The 18,938-nt window shown below is 45.1% G+C and carries 17 protein-coding genes, 1 pseudogene and 1 riboswitch; of the genes and pseudogenes, 15 read left to right on the top strand and 3 right to left on the bottom strand.

Features of this window, described 5'->3' with window-relative positions:
- Positions 1 to 6: 6 nt before the first annotated feature.
- Entirely contained in the window at positions 7 to 1,242 is a 1,236-nt protein-coding gene (arcA, locus tag P3X63_RS21515) for an arginine deiminase (protein ID WP_026589287.1), read from the bottom strand.
- A gap of 286 nt (positions 1,243 to 1,528) precedes the next feature.
- Positions 1,529 to 1,969, bottom strand: a complete 441-nt coding sequence (gene argR, locus P3X63_RS21510) for an arginine repressor (RefSeq protein WP_277691988.1) — start codon at positions 1,967 to 1,969, stop codon at positions 1,529 to 1,531.
- A gap of 173 nt (positions 1,970 to 2,142) precedes the next feature.
- Positions 2,143 to 2,248: riboswitch (guanidine-I (ykkC/yxkD leader) on the top strand.
- A gap of 90 nt (positions 2,249 to 2,338) precedes the next feature.
- Here argR and P3X63_RS21505 point away from each other — a divergent pair.
- From P3X63_RS21505 to P3X63_RS21445, 13 genes and pseudogenes are all read left to right on the top strand, one after another.
- Positions 2,339 to 3,175 carry a YitT family protein gene (locus P3X63_RS21505; protein ID WP_026589285.1) on the top strand — a complete coding sequence of 279 codons (837 nt, stop codon included), beginning with the start codon at positions 2,339 to 2,341 and terminating at the stop codon, positions 3,173 to 3,175.
- 276 nt (positions 3,176 to 3,451) lie between these two features.
- Positions 3,452 to 3,754 carry a WXG100 family type VII secretion target gene (locus tag P3X63_RS21500; protein WP_026589284.1) on the top strand — a complete coding sequence of 101 codons (303 nt, stop codon included), beginning with the start codon at positions 3,452 to 3,454 and terminating at the stop codon, positions 3,752 to 3,754.
- Between the two features lie 21 nt (positions 3,755 to 3,775).
- Positions 3,776 to 4,999: a tape measure protein gene (locus P3X63_RS21495; RefSeq protein ID WP_026589283.1), complete on the top strand. Its 1,224-nt coding sequence runs from the start codon at positions 3,776 to 3,778 to the stop codon at positions 4,997 to 4,999.
- A gap of 11 nt (positions 5,000 to 5,010) precedes the next feature.
- Entirely contained in the window at positions 5,011 to 5,793 is a 783-nt protein-coding gene (locus P3X63_RS21490) for a hypothetical protein (protein ID WP_277691985.1), read from the top strand.
- Between the two features lie 43 nt (positions 5,794 to 5,836).
- Positions 5,837 to 6,351 (top strand): annotated as a pseudogene (locus P3X63_RS21485) (YfjD family protein).
- A gap of 15 nt (positions 6,352 to 6,366) precedes the next feature.
- Positions 6,367 to 6,924 carry a YfjD family protein gene (locus P3X63_RS21480; RefSeq protein WP_035428559.1) on the top strand — a complete coding sequence of 186 codons (558 nt, stop codon included), beginning with the start codon at positions 6,367 to 6,369 and terminating at the stop codon, positions 6,922 to 6,924.
- A 329-nt stretch (positions 6,925 to 7,253) separates the two neighbouring features.
- A complete protein-coding gene (gene ltaS, locus P3X63_RS21475; RefSeq protein ID WP_026589280.1) occupies positions 7,254 to 9,173 on the top strand; it encodes a lipoteichoic acid synthase in 1,920 nt (639 codons plus the stop codon).
- A 186-nt stretch (positions 9,174 to 9,359) separates the two neighbouring features.
- Positions 9,360 to 9,788 (top strand): YwqH-like family protein, encoded by a 429-nt coding sequence (locus tag P3X63_RS21470; RefSeq protein ID WP_026589279.1) that lies wholly within the window; start codon positions 9,360 to 9,362, stop codon positions 9,786 to 9,788.
- Between the two features lie 50 nt (positions 9,789 to 9,838).
- Positions 9,839 to 11,695: a ribonuclease YeeF family protein gene (locus P3X63_RS21465; RefSeq protein WP_277691982.1), complete on the top strand. Its 1,857-nt coding sequence runs from the start codon at positions 9,839 to 9,841 to the stop codon at positions 11,693 to 11,695.
- A gap of 20 nt (positions 11,696 to 11,715) precedes the next feature.
- Positions 11,716 to 12,501, top strand: a complete 786-nt coding sequence (locus P3X63_RS21460) for a hypothetical protein (RefSeq protein ID WP_077735972.1) — start codon at positions 11,716 to 11,718, stop codon at positions 12,499 to 12,501.
- Between the two features lie 106 nt (positions 12,502 to 12,607).
- Positions 12,608 to 13,255 (top strand): hypothetical protein, encoded by a 648-nt coding sequence (locus P3X63_RS21455; RefSeq protein ID WP_256860320.1) that lies wholly within the window; start codon positions 12,608 to 12,610, stop codon positions 13,253 to 13,255.
- 111 nt (positions 13,256 to 13,366) lie between these two features.
- The gene (locus P3X63_RS21450) at positions 13,367 to 13,636 is read left to right on the top strand and encodes an excalibur calcium-binding domain-containing protein (RefSeq protein ID WP_026589275.1); all 270 of its coding nucleotides are present in this window, start codon (positions 13,367 to 13,369) and stop codon (positions 13,634 to 13,636) included.
- Positions 13,637 to 13,763: 127 nt separating this feature from the next.
- Positions 13,764 to 14,627: a glycerophosphodiester phosphodiesterase gene (locus P3X63_RS21445; protein WP_077735974.1), complete on the top strand. Its 864-nt coding sequence runs from the start codon at positions 13,764 to 13,766 to the stop codon at positions 14,625 to 14,627.
- A 38-nt stretch (positions 14,628 to 14,665) separates the two neighbouring features.
- On the opposite strand, the gene cimH is transcribed toward P3X63_RS21445, so the two are convergent.
- Positions 14,666 to 16,018, bottom strand: a complete 1,353-nt coding sequence (cimH, locus tag P3X63_RS21440; RefSeq protein WP_481748583.1) for a citrate/malate transporter CimH — start codon at positions 16,016 to 16,018, stop codon at positions 14,666 to 14,668.
- Positions 16,019 to 16,668: 650 nt separating this feature from the next.
- On the opposite strand from cimH, the gene P3X63_RS21435 reads away from it, so the two are divergent.
- Both P3X63_RS21435 and P3X63_RS21430 read left to right on the top strand, forming a co-directional pair.
- Positions 16,669 to 18,603: a glycosyltransferase gene (locus tag P3X63_RS21435; protein ID WP_277691975.1), complete on the top strand. Its 1,935-nt coding sequence runs from the start codon at positions 16,669 to 16,671 to the stop codon at positions 18,601 to 18,603.
- Complete coding sequence (locus P3X63_RS21430; protein WP_277691974.1) at positions 18,603 to 18,893, top strand: PilZ domain-containing protein; 291 nt, start codon at positions 18,603 to 18,605, stop codon at positions 18,891 to 18,893. The genes P3X63_RS21435 and P3X63_RS21430 overlap by 1 nt, the downstream gene beginning before the upstream one ends.
- Positions 18,894 to 18,938 lie beyond the last annotated feature (45 nt).

Raw genomic sequence — 18,938 nt, 5'->3', positions numbered from 1 at the left:
ATTCGCCTATTTTACATCCTCACGGTAGAGCGGCATGCTCATGCAGCGCGGGCCTCCGCGGCCTCGGGAAAGCTCTCCGCTTGGGATTTCAATGACTTTGATACCCTGCTCTCTCAGGCAGGCGTTGGAAATATAGTTTCGATCATAAGTCACCACTACGCCGGGAGCGATGGCCAGCGTATTGGAGCCGTCGTTCCATTGCTCGCGTGCTGAAGCGATTTCATCTCCGCCTCCGCAGAAAATCAAGTTGACGTCTGAAAGGCCGAGCGTTTTCTTCAGCACTTCCAGCAAGTTGTGCTCTTCTGTAATATGAATGTCGTCTTCCGTTTCTCCCCGCTCAAGAATGAAGATCCGCATTTGTCCTTCAGGTCCCTGGATGGCGGGATGAATCGTGAATTGGTCGCGGTCGACCATCGTAAAGACGGTATCCAGGTGCATAAACGCCCTGCTTTTCGGTATTTCCACGGCAAGGACCCGCCGAATCCGTTTCTGTTGTTTAAACAAATTGCGAACAAGCCGTTCGATCGCCTGTGCGGTTGAACGTTCTGACACACCGATCGCAACCGTTTCTTCATTCAACACAAGCTCATCGCCGCCTTCGATATTGAAGTTGAAATCCCGGTCAAGCCAGACGGGGATGTCGTGTCCTTTAAACCGCGGATGGTGCTGAATGATGTAGCGCATAAACAAGGATTCTCTCCGGCGCGCGGGTTCCTTCATTTTATTGATGGTGAGTCCGCTGCCGATCGCTGCCGCCGGATCTCTTGTGAAATAAAGGTTTGGCATCGGGTCAAGATAAAATGGATAGTGGTCTTCCATCAGCTCGTGCAGGTGAGAGCGAAGCCCCAGTTCGATTTCATTTTTGCGGACGCCGCTCATCACACGTTCGACCATTGCTTCCGCTTCAAAGGAGAGCAAGTATTCTTTCAGTCTGTGATAAGCCCCGTTGATATCGGCTTTGCTCTCAGATAAAAGCTCGCTGATAAATCGTTCACGGACTGAATCGTCTTCCAAAGCTTCAGCGGTCAGCTTCTCTAAATAAAGAACCTCTGCGCCTTGATTTCTAAGGGTCTCTGCGAATTGGTCATGTTCGTTTTGCACGGCCGGTAAAAAAGGAATGTCGTCAAAGAGAAGCTTTCCCAGGTACTCGGGGGTGAGATTTTCCAGTTCCCGCCCGGGCCGCTTCAGCATGACTGTTTGTAAATGGCCGATTTCTGAGTAAACGTTGATCGGTGCTGTCATGTTCATCCCGCCTCCTACACTCTTTTTGTTACATGTAAAGCTTAAAACAGCGGGAGATCACGCGATGTGAAAGCGATAACAGCAAAAATGTGATCTATTTCACGTGTTTTTTGATGACACAAAAACAAAAATGAATAAATATGACATATCGAAAAACATCTCTTGTCAGGGCAAAGTGAAGAACGTATAAAATGTGTATATTTTACAAGGATCATTTTTTAAAATTTTTTTAGGGAAATATAAAAAGCCGATCCGCATGATGGGATCAGCTTGTTCAAACAGGCAATCAGCAAAAATGTTCACAGAATGATTGCGCGTTTTTCGATGATGGGGTAACCACAAGGCAGGTGTCATTTCCGCATATACAGCCCAACATTTCCGGGCGTCCGAGCTTGTCAAGAAGAACGCCGATAGCATGGGCATTTCCAGGCATTGTTTTAATGATGACCAAGTTTTCCGCGCGACTCACCTGCAGGACAACGTCCGATAATTTATCCTTCAAAATTTTTGATGGGTTGACGGATAATGATGCGTTCGTGGTATAGACAAGCTTTCCGTTTTCATTTAGCTGTTTGACGAGGTACATCTCTTTAATATCCCGGGAAATGGTCGATTGGGACGCTGCTGCTCCACGGCTTTTCAGCAAGGCCGCCAATTGTTCCTGGGTTTCCACCGGATGTTCAAGAATGATTTGTTTAATAAGCCAGTGCCGTTTCTGTTTCTCCATATGAGGGCCTCCCTATGGCGAGCACGTATATCTACTATTATAGGATGTTTTGTTGGCTGTGCATGGAAGCTATTTTACAAAAAAACAACTATTTTATACTGGAAAAAGGGCTTGCTTGGCACTGAAAATTCACTTATAATGCTTGAAGATGACAAAATGATAGAACTGTAGAAAAAGTGGTTTTCTAGGGTTCCGCAGGTGCACCGCACTTGGTCTGGTCCGAGAGAAAACACATAACGAACAATCGTTATGACACGGTGGGATAAAAGCCCAGGAGTTTTGGCTCTTTCTTCATAAGAAGAGCGTTCTCCTGGGTTTTTATTGTGTTTTAACATACATCACTTCATTTTCGAAAAAGGAGTTGACGATATGAAAAAGAAAGCAATGGACATGATCATGATTACGATAGGAGCCTTTTTCTTTGCTCTGGCCGTGAATCTATTTGCGATTCCGAACGATTTGGGAGAGGGGGGCGTCACGGGGATCACGCTTATTTTATACTACGTGTTTGCATGGTCGCCGGGCATTACTAATTTTATCCTGAACGGGATTCTCCTCATCATCGGATATCGCTTTTTAGATAAAAAAACGACGATTTACACGATCATTGCGGTCGTCGCCAATTCATTCTTTCTGCATGTCACAGAAGACTGGGTGATACCGGCTGATGAAGTGATCATCAGCACGATTTTTGCCGGTGTATTTGCCGGCGTCGGCATCGGCATGATCATCCGCGTCGGCGGAACCACCGCCGGGTCCGCGATTCTCGCCCGGATCGCCAATAAATATTTTGACTGGAACATCAGCTACGCCTTATTGATGATTGACTTGGTGGTCGTATTCAGCTCCTACTTTATCATCGGGGCGGAGAAATTGATGTTTACGGTTGTCATGCTTTACATCGCAACAAAGGTCATGGACTTCATTATTGAAGGGCTTAACACGAAAAAAGCGATCACGATTATTTCCGAGCACAAGCATGAAATTGCCGCACAAGTCAACACGCTGATGGACCGCGGGGTCACGGTACTGTCAGGGAAGGGCCATTACACAGGCCATTCAAAAGAAATTTTATATATTGTGATCAATAAACAGGAGCTGTCCATGCTGAAAAAAATCATCAAAAGCACGGATAAGAAAGCATTTGTCATCATCCATGATGTCAGAGATGTATTTGGTGAAGGATTTGTTGATATCTCGAAATAAAAAAGGGCTGCCGAACAAGATCGGCAGCTTTTTTTCGTTCTTTTGACCTGTTATGAATCATGATTCAAAATGCCTATTATGAATTTCAACCACAAACTTTTCCGCTTTTGTGAATTCCCTTCAAACCGCTTCGTTTAGGCAAGTTGTTCCATACATTTCATGTTTAAGCAAAAATTAAGATAAAAGGAATCCTAAACAATACTTTAGTATGATTTGGCAGATGTGCAAGTTTATTATAATTAAATAAAAAGACCTGGTTTTAAGGAGTGAAAATAGTTGGATTCAAGCAGGGTAATAGCGCTGGCGGAAAAGTATAAATCGGCCGCTGATGAAGTGAAAAAGTCGGAATTGCACCTGAAGACCCGACTGTCCGCCAATTCCGCTTCATGGAAGGGAAAGACCCGGGAACAGTTTGACAGTGAATTTGAGCAGACAACGGCGGCTTATCAGCAATTTGAAGCTGATTTAATCGAAATCAGCCGCGAGTTAATGACCGCGGCGGCAAAAATTGAACAGACGAAAGCGGAAATATTGAGAATGGAAGAGCTTGAAAGAAAAAAGAGAGAGAAATTGAAATAACAGCGGGAGAGGAGCGAGCGTATGGGGAAGGAAATCTTGGTCGATCCGGATAAGCTTGAAGGCTTGGCAAATGATTTTGTTAAAGAGCTGACTGACATGGAGAGATTATACAAAGACCTTCATCTAGAATTAACGACGATGATTTTAGGGTGTGACCCGCGCTACAGCCATTGCTTTTCAGGAGTAGGTGATGCCTGGTCGAGCGGCAATGACCTTGTCGGCAAGCTTGATGCCAATGAGCGATACATACGAAAAACGGCTGATAAGTTCGCCGAGCAGGACGACATTTTAAGAAAGCTGTATAACCTATATGATCAATACGGGACACTCACGGCGATGGCCGGCGTCACCATGAATCAATTTAAATATTACGGACTCGGGATTACAAAGTTTGTTAAGGATGGTTCAGGGCTGTATTCCGTCAGGCATACGAAGCTGCTGATGGACCTTTCGGGTATCATCGATGAGTCAAAATACAGCAGAGCCGCGAGAATTTTGCTGAGTCCAAAATATTTGTTCAAGAATCCTAATCTGCCATTTGCCGATTTGGTGCATAAGAAATTCACGAAATTTTATCCGCAGGATACGGTCGATTTTACCAATAAAATCAAAAGCTTTACGGCCGGTATGATCGATGAAGCGGGAAATAAGACAGCATTTAAAGATGTGTTGAAAGCCGGCGGCAAGTTTGCCAAGGGAAATGCGATTACAGCCGCTTTGATCACAGGCGCCACAGAGACTGTGGGAATGGGTTTGAAAATTTCGGAGAACTACAGTAAATACGGCAATAACCGCGAAGTATTAAAACGGGAAAATGCGAAAGCGGTCGGAAACGCCGTCAATAATACGGCCTGGATTACAGGCGGGTCTGTGGCCGGTGCGGTCATCGGCGGAGCGCTGGGCAGTGCTTTGGGTCCTGTTGGTACTGTTGTTGGAGGTGCAGCCGGTTCGTTTATCGGAGGAATTGTAGGAGAGCAAGCTGCTAAACTTACAGCGGGCATTGCCGAGAAAACAGCCCTTTTGCTGAAAAATCCGATCCAAGCCGGAATCGATAAAGCCAAAAAAGGATTCGAGCTGGCGGGTAAAGGCGTTCAAGCTTTTAACAAAGGCGTCGACACCGTCAATGAAGGCATTAAAAAAGGCGCCGAAACAGTCGGGAAAGGTTTTCAAAAAGCGAAAGAAACAGCCGGTTCTTTAATCAATGGCGCAAAACAATTCTTTGCGGGCAAGCTGTCGTTCGGTTAAGGGGGATATCAATGAAAAATTTGCAATTAAGCATTGAAGAGCTGATCTTCTGTTTTTACAGTGAAGGATTATTCGAGCAGGGCATGTCATTGAAACAAGCGTACTTTCCTGAAATGACAGAGGAGCAGCTTGAATTGATGTTTGAATTCTCATGCCGGTCTCTTCTGGCGAAAGACGTACTGGAATACAAAGAGCATCAATATAAATTAAAAGAACCTTGCAAACCGTTTATTCAAGCGTTGAATGATGCCGCTTTTACAATTAAAGTTGCAAAATTCGCCGGAGATGCAGAAGCAAGCGTTTCTTACCATGCTGCAGCCGATGGATTTTTTGCCCATGAGCTGAAACATGAGCAGCAGGTTCATCAAATCCGTTCTCTCGCTTCGAAAGAAGAAGTTCTCGAGCAAGCCGTTCAGTTTTTGAATATAAAGGAGAAGCAGGGGGAAAAAGGAACAGCCCTCACTTTACAAAATGATGAATTTGAACAATTATTAAAGGGAGCCAGTGAAGAAAGGTCATTGGCCGATGAATATCTGGACAAATACGCCAATCATCCTCAGGCCGCAAGCTTTATGAAAGACTTGGTGATCCGGCAAGGAAAAATGGACAGTGTCATGTATATAGAATACGATCTGCACAATGCTCCTGATGTGAAAGACCTGATGTTTGTTATTCCCGGTACGGAGCATACATGGTTTGCCGCGGGGAGCGCAAGAAATGAATTCTCCGTTATGGCGGCCGAAAAAGAGATGATCCGCGACATGATATTTGGGGAGAGTCGTTTGCTGAAATAAAGGAGGTCCATGGTTTTTGGAACAGGTCGAAGTGGAAAGCCGGATGTTCTTCAGAATATGGGCGTTTGCAGGAACTGCGGGTATCGGTATAGTCGGAATATGGCTCGTTTTTGAGGCGATAAAATTCGAATCGACATATTCATTATTATATTTAGGCGCCGGCCTGCTCGGGATGATTTATGGTTTGCTCACGTTTTCCATGATTTTTCCCGCCTTCACGAAAAAGGCAGCGTCATCTTCAGCATTGTCAAAGGAGAAGACGGGCGGCTGTTTTCCGGAAAAACATCCGTCCATATCAAGGATATCAAAAGCATGAAAATGGGACGGCACCGCTACAGCCCGAAAGGCATTTTCTTCATGGACATCCTGATTCAGACGGGGAAGAATGGCATGGTGCGAATTCCAACTCACAACATTCTGCCCGAGCCGGAGTTCTACAAAGCGGTGGAGCTGCACATCCTGCCGTATATGACGGAGGAAGCGCGCGCGGACTGGATCGGCCAGTTTACAGAAGCGCAAAGAAAAGCATTTTTAAATGAGTTTCATAAGGATATTTAGTTTTTGGGGGGACTTATGATCACAAATCAAAAATCGCCGATAAACGTAAAAAGTAAAATGTTTTTCAGATGTTGGCTTTTTCTAGGCTCCTTTGGTTTAGGCGCCGCGAGTTTGTGGGTGTTTTATATGGGGGCCACTTTTCAAACCAAGTTCTATCTATTGGCTATACCGGCCGGAATATTATTTAGCTTCTTTTTCTTTACTTTATTCGCTATCGCTTTTCCCGCCTTCACGAAAAAAGGCGGCGTTATCTTCAGCATTATCGAAGGAGAAGACGGGCGGCTGTTTTCCGGAAAAACATCTGTCAATATCAAGGATATCAAAAGCATGAAAATGGGGCGGCACCGCTACAGCCCGAAAGGTATTTTCTTCATGGACATCCTGATTCAGACGGGAAATCATGGTATGGTGCGGATCCCGACCTACAACACGCTGCCCGAGCCGGAGTTTTACAAAGCGGTGGAGCTGCACATCCTGCCGTATATGACGGAGGAAGCGCGCGCGGACTGGATCGGTCAGTTTACAGAAGCGCAAAGAAAAGCATACTTGAATCAATTTCATAAAGATATTTAACAGATTCTGAGAATCAGCGCCATCAGGCTATTTTAGTCTATGGCGCTTTGTTTCATTCCCTAGTCTGAGAGATTTCCTCTTTTCATTCGGGAATCCCCGATGCAGCAGGGCCTGTGCCCGCATCTGCCCTCCTTATGATAAGCGAATTGGAAAAGGTGTGAAACCTTTGGGACGGAATATCCGTCATAATTTAGAGGCAATGCAATTGGTTTGACAGGCTGGTAGCTGTAGTTAAGATTTAGAGAAAAGCGTTTTCGTTTTTCCTATTTTATGTTATTGTTAAATTTGTTTATTTTGAATCAGAAAAACTTTAAAAGGTAGAGGTTATCATGAAGAAAATATTTTCTCATAAGCTAAGCTTTTTTCTGTTAGCTGTTATTTTTGTATGGGCTAAAACCTATGCTTCTTACTTTTTAGAATTTAATCTAGGTGTGAAAGGGACCACTCAGCAGGCTCTCTTATTTATTAATCCATTCAGCTTTACGATCGTTGCGCTCGGTTTGGCTTTATTTGCAAAAGGCCGGCGGGCGGCGGTTTGGATCATTATCATTGATGCTGTGATGACGTTCGCTTTATATGCGAATATCATGTTTTACCGTTTCTTTGATGACTTTTTGACTTTTGCAAACTTGAAACAAGCCGGAAACCTCGGCAATATGTCAGACGGAATTTTTGGTGTCATGGCTGCTCATGACGCGATCTATTTCATTGACCTCGTCATTCTGATTGCATTGTGTGTCCGCAGGCCTGAACTCAAGGCTTCCAAGCTGAAAAAAAGATGGGCTGCGGCCATCGTGTTGAGCGGTGTGGCGTTGTTCTTCATCAATCTCTCGATTGCCGAAGAAGACCGTCCCGAGCTTTTGACAAGAACATTTGACCGAAATTATATCGTCAAATATTTGGGGCCGTACAATTACATGATTTATGATGGCGTACAGGCCGCTCAGACCGCAAGCCAAAAAGCGTATGCAAGCAGCGATGATTTGACGAGCGTTGTCAATTATACAAGCTCGCATTATGCGAAGCCGAATGATGAGTACTTCGGCGCTGCAAAAGGAAAGAACATCATCAAAATTCATCTGGAAAGCTTCCAGACGTTTTTGATCGATTACAAACTGAACGGAAAAGAAGTAACACCGTTTCTGAATAAGCTGGCTCACGGCCAGGAGAACACGATCTATTTTGATAACTTTTTCCATCAGACTGGGCAGGGGAAAACCGCGGATGCCGAATTGATGATGGACAATAGCCTTTACGGACTGCCTGAAGGCAGTGCGTTTGTGACAAAAGGACAAAATACGTATCAATCCCTTCCGGCGATTTTAAACCAAAAAGAAGGGTATACAAGTGCCGTCATGCACGGGGACTACAAGTCATTCTGGAACCGCGACCAGGTATACAAACAGATTGGCTATGACAAATTCTTTGATGCCAGCACATACGACATGTCTGAAGACAACCTTGTCAACCTTGGCTTGAAGGATAAGCCGTTTTTTGAAGAGTCGATTCCGAAGCTGAAATCGCTCAAACAGCCGTTTTACGCCCATTTGCTGACACTGACAAACCATTATCCATTCATCCTCGATGATAAGGATGCGACCCTTGAGAAGGGAACGACAGGCGACAAAACGGTAGACGGATACTTCCAGACGGCCCGTTATCTTGATGAAGCCCTCGAACAGTTCTTTAAGGATCTGAAAAAATCGGGATTATATGATGATTCCGTGATCATCATCTACGGAGATCACAACGGAATTTCAGAAAATCATAACCGGGCGATGAAAGAGGTATTAGGCAAAGAGATTACACCGTATCAAAACGCGATGAATCAGCGCGTACCGCTGATGATCCGCATTCCGGGCAAAGAAGGCGGAGTCAACCATACGTATGGCGGGGAAATGGATGTCATGCCGACGATTCTTCATCTCGAAGGAATCGACAGCAATAAATATATCAATTTCGGGACAGATCTCTTCTCGAAAGAACATGACCAAACCGTCCCTTTCCGAAACGGCAACTTTGTCACACCAAAATACACGGTGATCGACACGACGGTTTATGATACAAAGACCGGAAAAGAGATCAAATCGAATAAAGAAGTCGAAAATATTAAATCACAGGTGTCAGAAGAGCTTGAACTGTCTGACCAGGTCCTTTATAAAGACCTGCTGAGATTCCATGAACTTCCTGACTTTACCCCTGTTGATCCGTCAAAATATCATTACGGGAAAGAAAAAGACGGTGAATAAAACAAAAAACCGCTTGGCGCGCCTTAGCCGCCAGGCGGTTTTTTTCTGCAAAAAAGAGCCGATTTTCCTATTCATCTCTGCTACTTTCAGCCTTATAATTTAAATTATGGAAAAAGACCTACAAACACATTTTTGCCAAAATTCAAAAATATGAGTCTCTCATTTTAATACAGAGGTGACGATTTAATGAGCTATTCGGATATGCTGGATCGCATCCATGCGGCGATCTCCAGCCAATCAGCCGATCTTGAAGAAAAAATATCGAGACTGAAACGGGCTAAAAGCAAAATAGAAGCAGAACAAAATACGTCTTTAAAAGAAATCAAAAAGATCCAAAGTCCCAATCTGGGCTCATCGTGGAATGGCAGCCGTTCAGAAAAATTTTCGGAGGCAAGAGATGAAGCGTACAATGAAATGCAAAACATCACCATGAATGATTATGAAAGCTATAAGGCAAGGATCCAATCCAAGATCGTGTTGCTGGAAATCGAGCAGGGTGCTTTATCCGCTGCAAGGGGGCTGGCTCATACGGCAGATGAGCTTCTTTCAAAAGGGGAGGAAGCCCTCGAAGAACTGGGCAGCACCATCGGTGATTTAACAAGGCGTCTGTTCTAGGACCGAAGAGGTTTCAAATCGAAAATAATTAAAGAAAGGGCTTAAGGCCGATGAAAATCTACGAAGCAAAAACCTTAATCTCTGCGATGAAAGAACGCTCGCAGCAATACCGGGATTTAAGAGAGCAAATCGCTTCTTTGAAAAAGCAGTTTCATAATGTCGTAAACCTTGGGGATGATTTTCAGGGAGAAGGTGCTGAAGCCATCAAAGATTTTTATCAGGCACAGGCAGATGTTGCAGATGCATGGCTCGGCCTGATCGATAAACAGGTTGCCTTTTTCGACGGCATCGCCGGCGCTGCCGAAGACCTCGACCTTTCCGGGGATACGGTCGTCAAGCTTGACTTTTTAGAAAATGAGCTGGCAAATGCTCACGCCACATCAAAGTCCATCGTTTCCGAACAAAAAAAAGAGCTGAAAAAAATCTTTGCTGAAATCGATGATGTGCTCACACTGGAAACGTTTTCGAGCGAAACCTTTGAATCCCATCTGAACAAAGCGAAAAAAGAACGTGAGGAAACGGTAACAAAAGTAAACGAATTTGATGCAGACTTAAAGTCAGAGTATGCCTTATCAGAAACAGAAGAAAGTTTTGTCCTGGGCTTGTACGGTGCGCTTGTTCATGCGACACAAAAGGGCAAGGAAGCCTCGCCCTTATACTTTAACGCCAATGCCTACCACAATAGCGAAGTCTACGGGCTGAAGGACGAAGTCGAAAAGGGAATATCCGAATACCTTTCAATCAAAAAAGAGCAGGAAGAAGCAAGACGGATCGCGAAAGAGCAAGAGGAGCTGGCAAACAGGCCATGGTATGAAAAAGCCTGGGATACAGTTTGCACCTTTACCGGGGAAGTGACAGGCTATTATGATTATAAAAGAGCGACGGAAGGAATCGATCCCGTTACAGGCGAAAAGCTCAGCGCTGCTCAACGGGTCACAGCCGGAGCTATGGCTGCTGCAGGCTTCATCCCGGTGGTCGGTTGGGCCGGTCGCGCTTTTAAAGGCGGCAAAGCGATCTATAAAACAGCCAAAGGTGTCAATGCTGCTGAACATGCCCTTGACGCTTACAAGTCGGCAAAATCGCTGGACTACTTGAAAAAAGCAGAATACGGGATTTACGGTTTAACAGCGGCGAACGGTTTCGGAGAAGCGGCGACCGGACGGGATATGTTCGGCAACAAATTATCAGACGAACAGCGGAAGCAAAGCCTGTTCAATGCGCTGGCTATTACAGGCGTGGGAGCGGCGGCGCGTTATGCCGACAAACTTCCGGTGAAAAAGCTTCCATACAAGGCCCACAGCAGCAAGTGGATCAATGATAAGCTGAACCGGGCCAAGCAAGCTGTCGACACAGTCAAAAAGAATGTAGGAAAGATCGAAGTCCCGGTCGGCATTCGCGTCGAACAGCTGGCGACACACGCCGGACCAGCGGTGGCCCGCATCGGTGTTGAGAAAAAATCGCTGCAGGATTTGCTGGCATTTTCTGCGAAGGACGGCCCAAGGCGAGCAAAACCGATATGGGATCCGAAACCGGAAGGCATGTCACAGAAAGACTATGTCGCTCATAACGGCAATCACTACAGCAAGGAAAAAAGAAGGGAATTATACGAGAAGCTTAATAAGAACAACAGGGCTTATGTCAAGGAAAAAAGAGTGCCGCAGGACCACGAAACGTTCCTCAGCGGCGAGGAATTTAAACGAACAAAAATCCGTGTAAAGGGCGCTCAAGTATATGAAAAAGACGGTCTGTATTACTACCGTGATACGCTTCATGTAGGAGAAGCCTCCCATATCGAGGTGTTTGACCGCACAGGGAGAAAACATCTGGGGGAAGCGGATCCGATCAGCGGTGTATTGGACCCGAGCAAAGCGGATCCAAACAAATCGATTTCAAAATTCATCAAATAGCGTGCTGAAAGGAAAATACCATGAAATTACTTGAACTTCATCAAACAGAATCTGAAAAAGACATTTATTTTATGGAAGTGCTGTCTGATAAAGTAGTCGTCAATGACGACTATGAAGGCATCACCGTGTTCAACGGCCATTTAAATGTGCTCAAGGAGTTCAATGTAGAGGACATCGTCATTGATGCTTCTTTTAAAAACGCCTCAGGGGAAGAATTGGTTGTTTTCTTCCAGAATGAACGGCGGCTGTTTTATTTCAACCTGAAAAACATGAATCAGCAAATATGCGATGTGAAAGACGATCTTCCCGTTTTGTCCAAATATTATGTATGGGGCAAGGATGAGATTGTATTTGTCACATATGATGACGAGTTTTACCGATACAGCATCAAGGAAAATACCTTCGCCAAGATTGGCGGTGCTGAGGTAAAAGACGCATATGAGACGTTCTATTCTTTTTGGTCGGAAACAAAGGGTTCGCCTGTGGTAGGCTATGACATGGATGAGCCGCACATTATAGTGAATACGAGAAATAACAGATACTATGTTTATCCTTCCAACAGGGACAAAATATTTTTGACATCCAGTTATAAGCCTCATGAAGTCCATTATTCCGGTGAAACGGCAATGTTTGTGCAGGAGAACATCATCGAATTATCGACTCAGACTGAGCGCGTCACATTGCAGCCTGAGAACAATATGACATTTTTAAGAGGAAGGTTTTTGGGACAGGATAAAATCGCTGTTTTAAGCAGCCACAACTCAGACCTCCTCAGCCAAATCAAGATATACCATATAGCAGACTGACTTGAAGATTTGATCTTCAAGTTTTTTTGTGCTTCGGTTCTAAAACAAAAGCCCCTGCATAGGCTGGTATTTAAGAGGACGGACTAGTCTATTTATGATATGGGAAGTGAGACGATTGACGAGATTCCATTACTTTTTTAAATTGCATCCATTGAAAATCCAAGAGGGCTGGAAGGTTATCGAAAATCATTTATATCAAAAGCCCATTCGCGACCGCCGTCAAAAATTGCTGCTCCTTGAACAGGAAGAAAGCCGTGAAATCGTACAAGTCGATCATGACGGAGGGAAGCGATATGCCATCAGGCTGATCGACGCCTGCGGAAAGCGGGCAGGCGAGATTTTAGATATTCCGTACGACGAGCTGGTCGAACGATTGGAGAAGGTCATTTTGAAAGAGGATGGCGATCAGGGGAATCCAGGCGATTTGCTGAGGCTGCGCATCCCGACCGGCTGGGCGGTTTTGCGCCATGGCTTAACAGATATCAATCCGGATGAATTAGCTTCTGACAGCAAGCTGTGGCAGTCCCATTTCAAGCAGGATCTGCTCCAGCTAAAATGTCGTGAAAAAAATCTGTTATTAGATGTAGAATGGTTTCCGGAAACCGATCCGGCAGGCCATTATGCGCTTAAACTGATTAAAGATGACGATTGGAAGCATCCAATTGAAGACAAATGGTGCATCCATCCGAAAGAGCTTGCTTATGAAATCGGCTCTGTTTTAAAAAAAACCTGTGAGCTCGAATATAAAACTTGAACCGGCGGGCGCCGGTTTTTTGATTTGAACAAGATGTCATATTTTTCTTGCCGAAAGGAATGAAATGGCATATGATGAAAAAGATTTCATAAACATGAGGGGGTATATAAAATGAAAAAATGGTTTGCTGTTTTCCTTTCCATCGGTCTCGCCATCGGTTTTTCCTGCAGTACCGGGGACACCGCGGAAGCGAAAACAAAAGTGAAAACATATAAAAATTGCAAGGCGCTGAATAAGGCGTATAAAGGCGGTGTTGCCCGCGCTAAATCGGTAAAAAACAAAGGCGGTAAAACGAAGTACAAGCCTTATGTATCCAAAGCGCTGTATGACGCGAATAAAAGGCTTGACCGCGACAAGGATAAAATCGCCTGTGAACGCTGATTCCCTCAAATGAGGGAATCTTTTTTGATTTTATGAAAATTCAAGACTGTTGAAACATAATGTTTACAGTCAGAAGCTATACTTTTATAGCGAACGGCAAGTCAACAGAAAAAGGGGAGTGGGTCATATGTCAGCAGGTCTAAAAAAATCGGTGTTGTCTTCATTGATTGGAGCGTCCTTCGGTTTACTGCTGTTTGCGCCAAATGCGGCCGCGGCAGAGCAGGAGGGGAAACCTCACAAAGTGGATGTCATTGCGCACAGGGGGGCTTCCGGATATGCGCCTGAAAACACGGTGGCCGCTTTTGATTTAGCGTACAAAATGAAATCCGATTATATCGAATTGGATGTGCAGATGTCAAAGGACGGGGAGCTTGTCGTCATCCATGATACGACGGTAAACCGCACGACAGACATTGATTCAGAGGAGCCGGTCGCTGTAAAGGATCTGACGCTTGCCGAGCTGCGCAAGCTTGATGCGGGGAGCTATTTCGGACCGCAGTTCACCGGTGAACGCATTCCGACGTTTGAAGAAGTCCTTGACCGGTATAAAGGAAAAATCGGCATGCTCATTGAATTAAAGGAGCCTGCCCTCTATCCGGGCATAGAGGAAAAAATCGCCGCAGCTCTAAAAGAACGGCGCATGGATAAGCCGAAACACGATCAAGTGATCGTTCAATCATTTAACTTCAATTCCGTACGGAAAATGCATGAACTGCTTCCGGCCGTCCCGACAGGTGTTTTGACTTCAAAGGTCACAGACCTGACAAATGAAAAGCTGAAGGACTTTTCCGGGTATGCCGACTATGTCAATGCCAATTTAATCAATGTGGCCGTTGATCCGACCCTTGTTTCACGGATTCATGCGCTCGGCATGAAGATTACGCCTTGGACCATCCGTTCCCGCCACGAAGTTCCCCCGCTTATCAAGGCTGGAGTGGATGGAATCGTAACAGATTACCCGGACTATGTTCCGAAAAAAATACGCAGGTAAGAAAAAACAGCCTGCAGTATATCTGCAGGCTTGGTTATTCAATAAAACTGGGCCAATAACAGCAATGTAAGCGTGACGGTGATCGCTCCGCCGATCCTTGTGGATACTTGGGCAAACGGCATCAGCTCAAGGCGCTCAGCCGCACTGAGAATGGCGATGTCGCCGGTGCCTCCCTGGCCGGAATGGCAGGCGTTGATGATGGCGGTTTCGATCGGGTACATGTTGAGCCATTTTCCGGTCAAAAAGCCGACGGCCATCATTGTGACGACAACAGAGACGATCGTGATGATGTTGGCAATGTTGAACGCGGCGATCAGCTTGTCCCAAGGTGTCATGGAGACACCGATGGCAAACAGCAGCGGATAGGTGACAGCAGTTGAAAAAAAGCGTGACACACTGTAGGCTCCGTTTTCTAAATGTGCCGGTGCCAGACGGAACAGTTTAACGGCTACGGCCAATAAAAGCATCATCACAGGAGCAGGGAATCCGAATAAATCATGGGAAAGCATGCCGACCAAATACAGTGAAACAGCCAATATCCCGCCGGAAGCAAAATGAGACAGGTTAAACACGCTTTCTTTTTCCTTATCCCGGCTCTCAAGCGGGAGCGTATCATCGGTTTCCGAGCGGTCCACCTTACCATTGCCCGTCCATTCCGGTCTTTTCTTTCCGACAACATTTAAAACGCCTGATAAAATAACAGCACTTAAGCTCCCAAACATAATGGAAGGGATGACCAATGCAAAGGCTTCTCCCTGGGACATCGGCATAATCTCAGAATAGCCGATGGACAGCGGGATCGCCCCTTCGCCGACACCTCCGGCCATGATTGGAATCACAATATAAAGCAATGTGTGCTGAAACCCCAGGCCGAGCAATGTGCCGACCAATAAACCGACTGCCCCCGCAGCGATCGACCCGGCAATCAGCGGGATGAATATTTTAAGAAATGCTTTGATCAAGGTTTCTCTTTTCATTCCTAAAATACTGCCGACAACAATCGCTGCAATGAATAGATAAAGGAAGTTTGAGTTTTCTGTAAATTCAGTTGTTGATTTAATGATATCCTCTGGAATCAAGTGATAATAGACGATCGCCGAAGGTATAAATGTGGCGAGAATCGCGGCCCCGCCAACAGAACGGATGAACGGAATCGACTTGCCGATTTGTGCGAATGTAAAGCCGAAAAACCCCGTAACAGCAATCGCAGTCAAAATGTCGCTTTTAAGGTCATGCATATAAACGAAGGTGACGATCAGAGCGAGTAGCAGTAGATAGACAGGCAGCGGAATAATGCCGATTTTCAGATGCATCGCTTTGGCAAAAAAGTTTTCATCTTTTTCTTTTGGCTGTTGAATCGGAATATGTTGAACTTCTGATTTTGCTTCCATCATTCTTTCCCCCATTCTTAAAAAATCCCTTTGCTGTGTTATTTAACTAAATTAAGTATACTAAAAAAGTCAAAATTCAGACAACCATGCAAGAAGACCTACCGGTTGCCTGTTGATTTTAAAGTGTCCGCCTTTGCTTGTCTTGATCATACAAAAGGCAGCTTTTCGGTAGCCGAGAGCTGATTTAAATAGGCTCGGATCCTCAAAACCCTGATTTTGGAAGGGGAATGGACACAAAACGGCTGTTATTTCGTCAAAAATAAATCAAACATTTAGGCGGGAAGACCTTTTCACCTTGAAGAAGACCGTTTCAACAGACGGCTGGCCATCCCCGATTAGCAGAGGCTTCTGCGACCAATGGTTCAGATGCGGCTGAAAACGTAGCAAGGGATGCTGTTGTTTTAATTGAAATGGAATATACATCAAATAAATGAAAAAGCAATACGATAGAATCGTTTGTAAAAGGGTCTATAGTTTCATAAAATATTGTGTTATCATCACAAAGAATTAAAAAAATAGTATTTTATAAGGAAATTGAGATTGAAAAGTGGTAATATATTCGAGTGTGAAAAAATTATGGATATGTTGGTAAAAGACCCTGCCTCAACGGGGTTTTTTCTCTGCCATAAAAATTGTCATAGGAGAAAAACATGGAATACATATTACACTACTACCCTCTGGTAACGGTTGTCTTGCTCTTGGTCGGCTTTTTAGGCTGCCTGGCAAGTCCGCGTTTTAAAAAGCCGCTGATTATCATGTGTCTGATCACAAACGCCGTTTATATTGTTTGGCGGTTCGGTTTTACCCTTCCAAGTTCCGGCCCGCTCGATGTGGCCATGGGTGTGATCCTCGTTGCAACCGAATGCATCGGCTTTGTGCAGCTATTGATCTTTTATACGCTCATGTGGAAGGAAAAAAAGCGGGCGCCAGAACCGCTTGATGATCAGGAGCAATGGCCGACCGTTGATATTTTAATTGCGACGTATAACGAAGAGCGGCATGTTTTGAAAAAATCGGTGGCAGGATGTCTGAATCTCGATTATCCTCAAGAGCTTGTCAATATTTATCTTTGCGACGACGGCAAGCGAGCGGATATTCGCAAGCTCGCTGAAGAGTTCGGCGTTCATTATTTGACGAGAAAAAACAATGAGCATGCCAAGGCGGGAAATCTGAATCACGCCATGAGCTGTTCAAATGGCGAACTGATTGTGACAATGGATGCCGATATGGTGCCGCTGCCTGCGTTTTTGCAAAAGACCGTCGGCTATTTTAAAAAGAAAAAGGTCGCTTTTGTACAAACACCCCAAGCCTTCTATAATGAAGATCCATATCAATACAACCTGTTTTCAGGCGCGAATATTCCAAATGAGCAGGACTTTTTCATGAGAAGGCTCCAGGCCGGAAAGGACCGTTTTAATGCTGTTATGTATGTCGGCAGCAACACCGTGTTCCGAAGAAGTGCTTTAGAGGAGATCGGCGGTTTTGCAACCGGAGTGATTACGGAAGATATGGCGACGGGAATGCTGTTGCAAACGAAATACAAGTCTGTGTTTGTCAAAGAAGTGCTGGCGGTCGGTCTTGCACCCGAAACCTGGACCGATCTTCTGAAACAGCGCGACCGCTGGTGCAGAGGAAATATTCAGTGCGGAAAGAAGTGGAATCCTTTATTTTTAAAAGGCCTCACACCGATGCAGCGGATTCTGTATTTTGACGGCATCCTCTTTTGGTTTTTCGGTGTCTTTAAAATGGTGTATATTTTAGCGCCTTTATTGTTTTTGCTGTTTGGGATTCATAGCTTAAAGACAGATCTCTGGGCGATCACTACGTTTTGGCTGCCGGCGTTTTTGGGGTCTTATCTTTCATTTAAGGTCATTTCCGACAGGCAGCGCAGCATGAGCTGGAGCCATATTTATGATACATCGATGGCGCCGCATATGGCGATGTCGGCTTTGTCCGAATTTATCTTCAAAAAACGGTTTGATTTTAAAGTGACGCCTAAGGGAGTCAATACCGACCGGCGCAAATTTAAATATATGACAGCCTATCCGTGCGCCGTGCTGCTTGGCATGACGTTGGCGGCTCTCGGCAAAACGCTTTACGATTATGTCGTCCTTCATACATTTGACATCAATGTGACATCATACAATTTATTTTGGGTTCTTTATAATATGGCGGGGCTCGTTCTCGCTTTGCTCGTCGCTTTTGACAGGCCGAGGTTCCGCAGCTCTGAGCGTTTCAGCATCAACCAAACGGAATCCTTTTCAACAACCGCTTCAGAGCAAATCCATCAATGTGAATTGAAGGATATCAGCGACACGGGTGCCCGTATCAGCCTGCCTTATTCAGCAGATGCGGATATGTATTATCAAGTGGACGGCCTTATGATTGACGGTGTCGGGAAATTGCCGGTACAGGTGATCTGGACGACGAAGATAGGAAACGAAATCGAAATTGGACTGAGGTTCAAAGAGATGGAGCGCGACCTGTATGTCAAGCTGATCGGCTATATGTTTCAGGCGGAAAATGCGAAAAAAGCCGACCGGGAAAACGGGCTGACACATTGTCAACGGCTGTGCGCTTTTTGATGAAAACGGAAAAGAGCCCGGAATCATTCAAAAGAAAGTATGTCCGCGAAGCTTTTCAAGGAATGGGGACGCTCCTTTATCCCGCGGCCTCAGAGCAAAATCCGCATCAAATTGTGATCAAGGATATCAGTGTGTCAGGCTGTCAAATCGAAGCCGACGTCCCGCTTGAAATCGACGGGAATGTTTTGATTTCAATTGATGAGAAGCATCCGGAGGAAAGACTGGCGCTCGTTTGCTGGACAAAAAAGAAGCGAAAGCGATATACGGCGGGATTGAAATTTCTCGGGTGAAAAATCAGGCGGGGTTTCTGCCTGACAATTTTAAAAAGACCCTTC

The organism is Bacillus sp. HSf4 (assembly GCF_029537375.1).
Lineage (GTDB): Bacteria > Bacillota > Bacilli > Bacillales > Bacillaceae > Bacillus > Bacillus sonorensis_A.
This window is presented reverse-complemented; position numbering and strand designations above follow the sequence as displayed.

Coding starts and splice junctions, on each gene's coding strand:
- P3X63_RS21450 (WP_026589275.1), top strand. CDS start 13,367: ATGAAAAAATGGTTTGCTGTTTTCCTTTCCATCGGTCTCGCCATCGGT.
- P3X63_RS21495 (WP_026589283.1), top strand. CDS start 3,776: ATGGGGAAGGAAATCTTGGTCGATCCGGATAAGCTTGAAGGCTTGGCA.
- P3X63_RS21460 (WP_077735972.1), top strand. CDS start 11,716: ATGAAATTACTTGAACTTCATCAAACAGAATCTGAAAAAGACATTTAT.
- ltaS (WP_026589280.1), top strand. CDS start 7,254: ATGAAGAAAATATTTTCTCATAAGCTAAGCTTTTTTCTGTTAGCTGTT.
- P3X63_RS21430 (WP_277691974.1), top strand. CDS start 18,603: ATGAAAACGGAAAAGAGCCCGGAATCATTCAAAAGAAAGTATGTCCGC.
- P3X63_RS21435 (WP_277691975.1), top strand. CDS start 16,669: ATGGAATACATATTACACTACTACCCTCTGGTAACGGTTGTCTTGCTC.
- cimH (WP_481748583.1), bottom strand. CDS start 16,018: ATGGAAGCAAAATCAGAAGTTCAACATATTCCGATTCAACAGCCAAAA.
- P3X63_RS21505 (WP_026589285.1), top strand. CDS start 2,339: ATGAAAAAGAAAGCAATGGACATGATCATGATTACGATAGGAGCCTTT.
- arcA (WP_026589287.1), bottom strand. CDS start 1,242: ATGACAGCACCGATCAACGTTTACTCAGAAATCGGCCATTTACAAACA.
- P3X63_RS21470 (WP_026589279.1), top strand. CDS start 9,360: ATGAGCTATTCGGATATGCTGGATCGCATCCATGCGGCGATCTCCAGC.
- argR (WP_277691988.1), bottom strand. CDS start 1,969: ATGGAGAAACAGAAACGGCACTGGCTTATTAAACAAATCATTCTTGAA.
- P3X63_RS21480 (WP_035428559.1), top strand. CDS start 6,367: ATGATCACAAATCAAAAATCGCCGATAAACGTAAAAAGTAAAATGTTT.
- P3X63_RS21445 (WP_077735974.1), top strand. CDS start 13,764: ATGTCAGCAGGTCTAAAAAAATCGGTGTTGTCTTCATTGATTGGAGCG.
- P3X63_RS21465 (WP_277691982.1), top strand. CDS start 9,839: ATGAAAATCTACGAAGCAAAAACCTTAATCTCTGCGATGAAAGAACGC.
- P3X63_RS21490 (WP_277691985.1), top strand. CDS start 5,011: ATGAAAAATTTGCAATTAAGCATTGAAGAGCTGATCTTCTGTTTTTAC.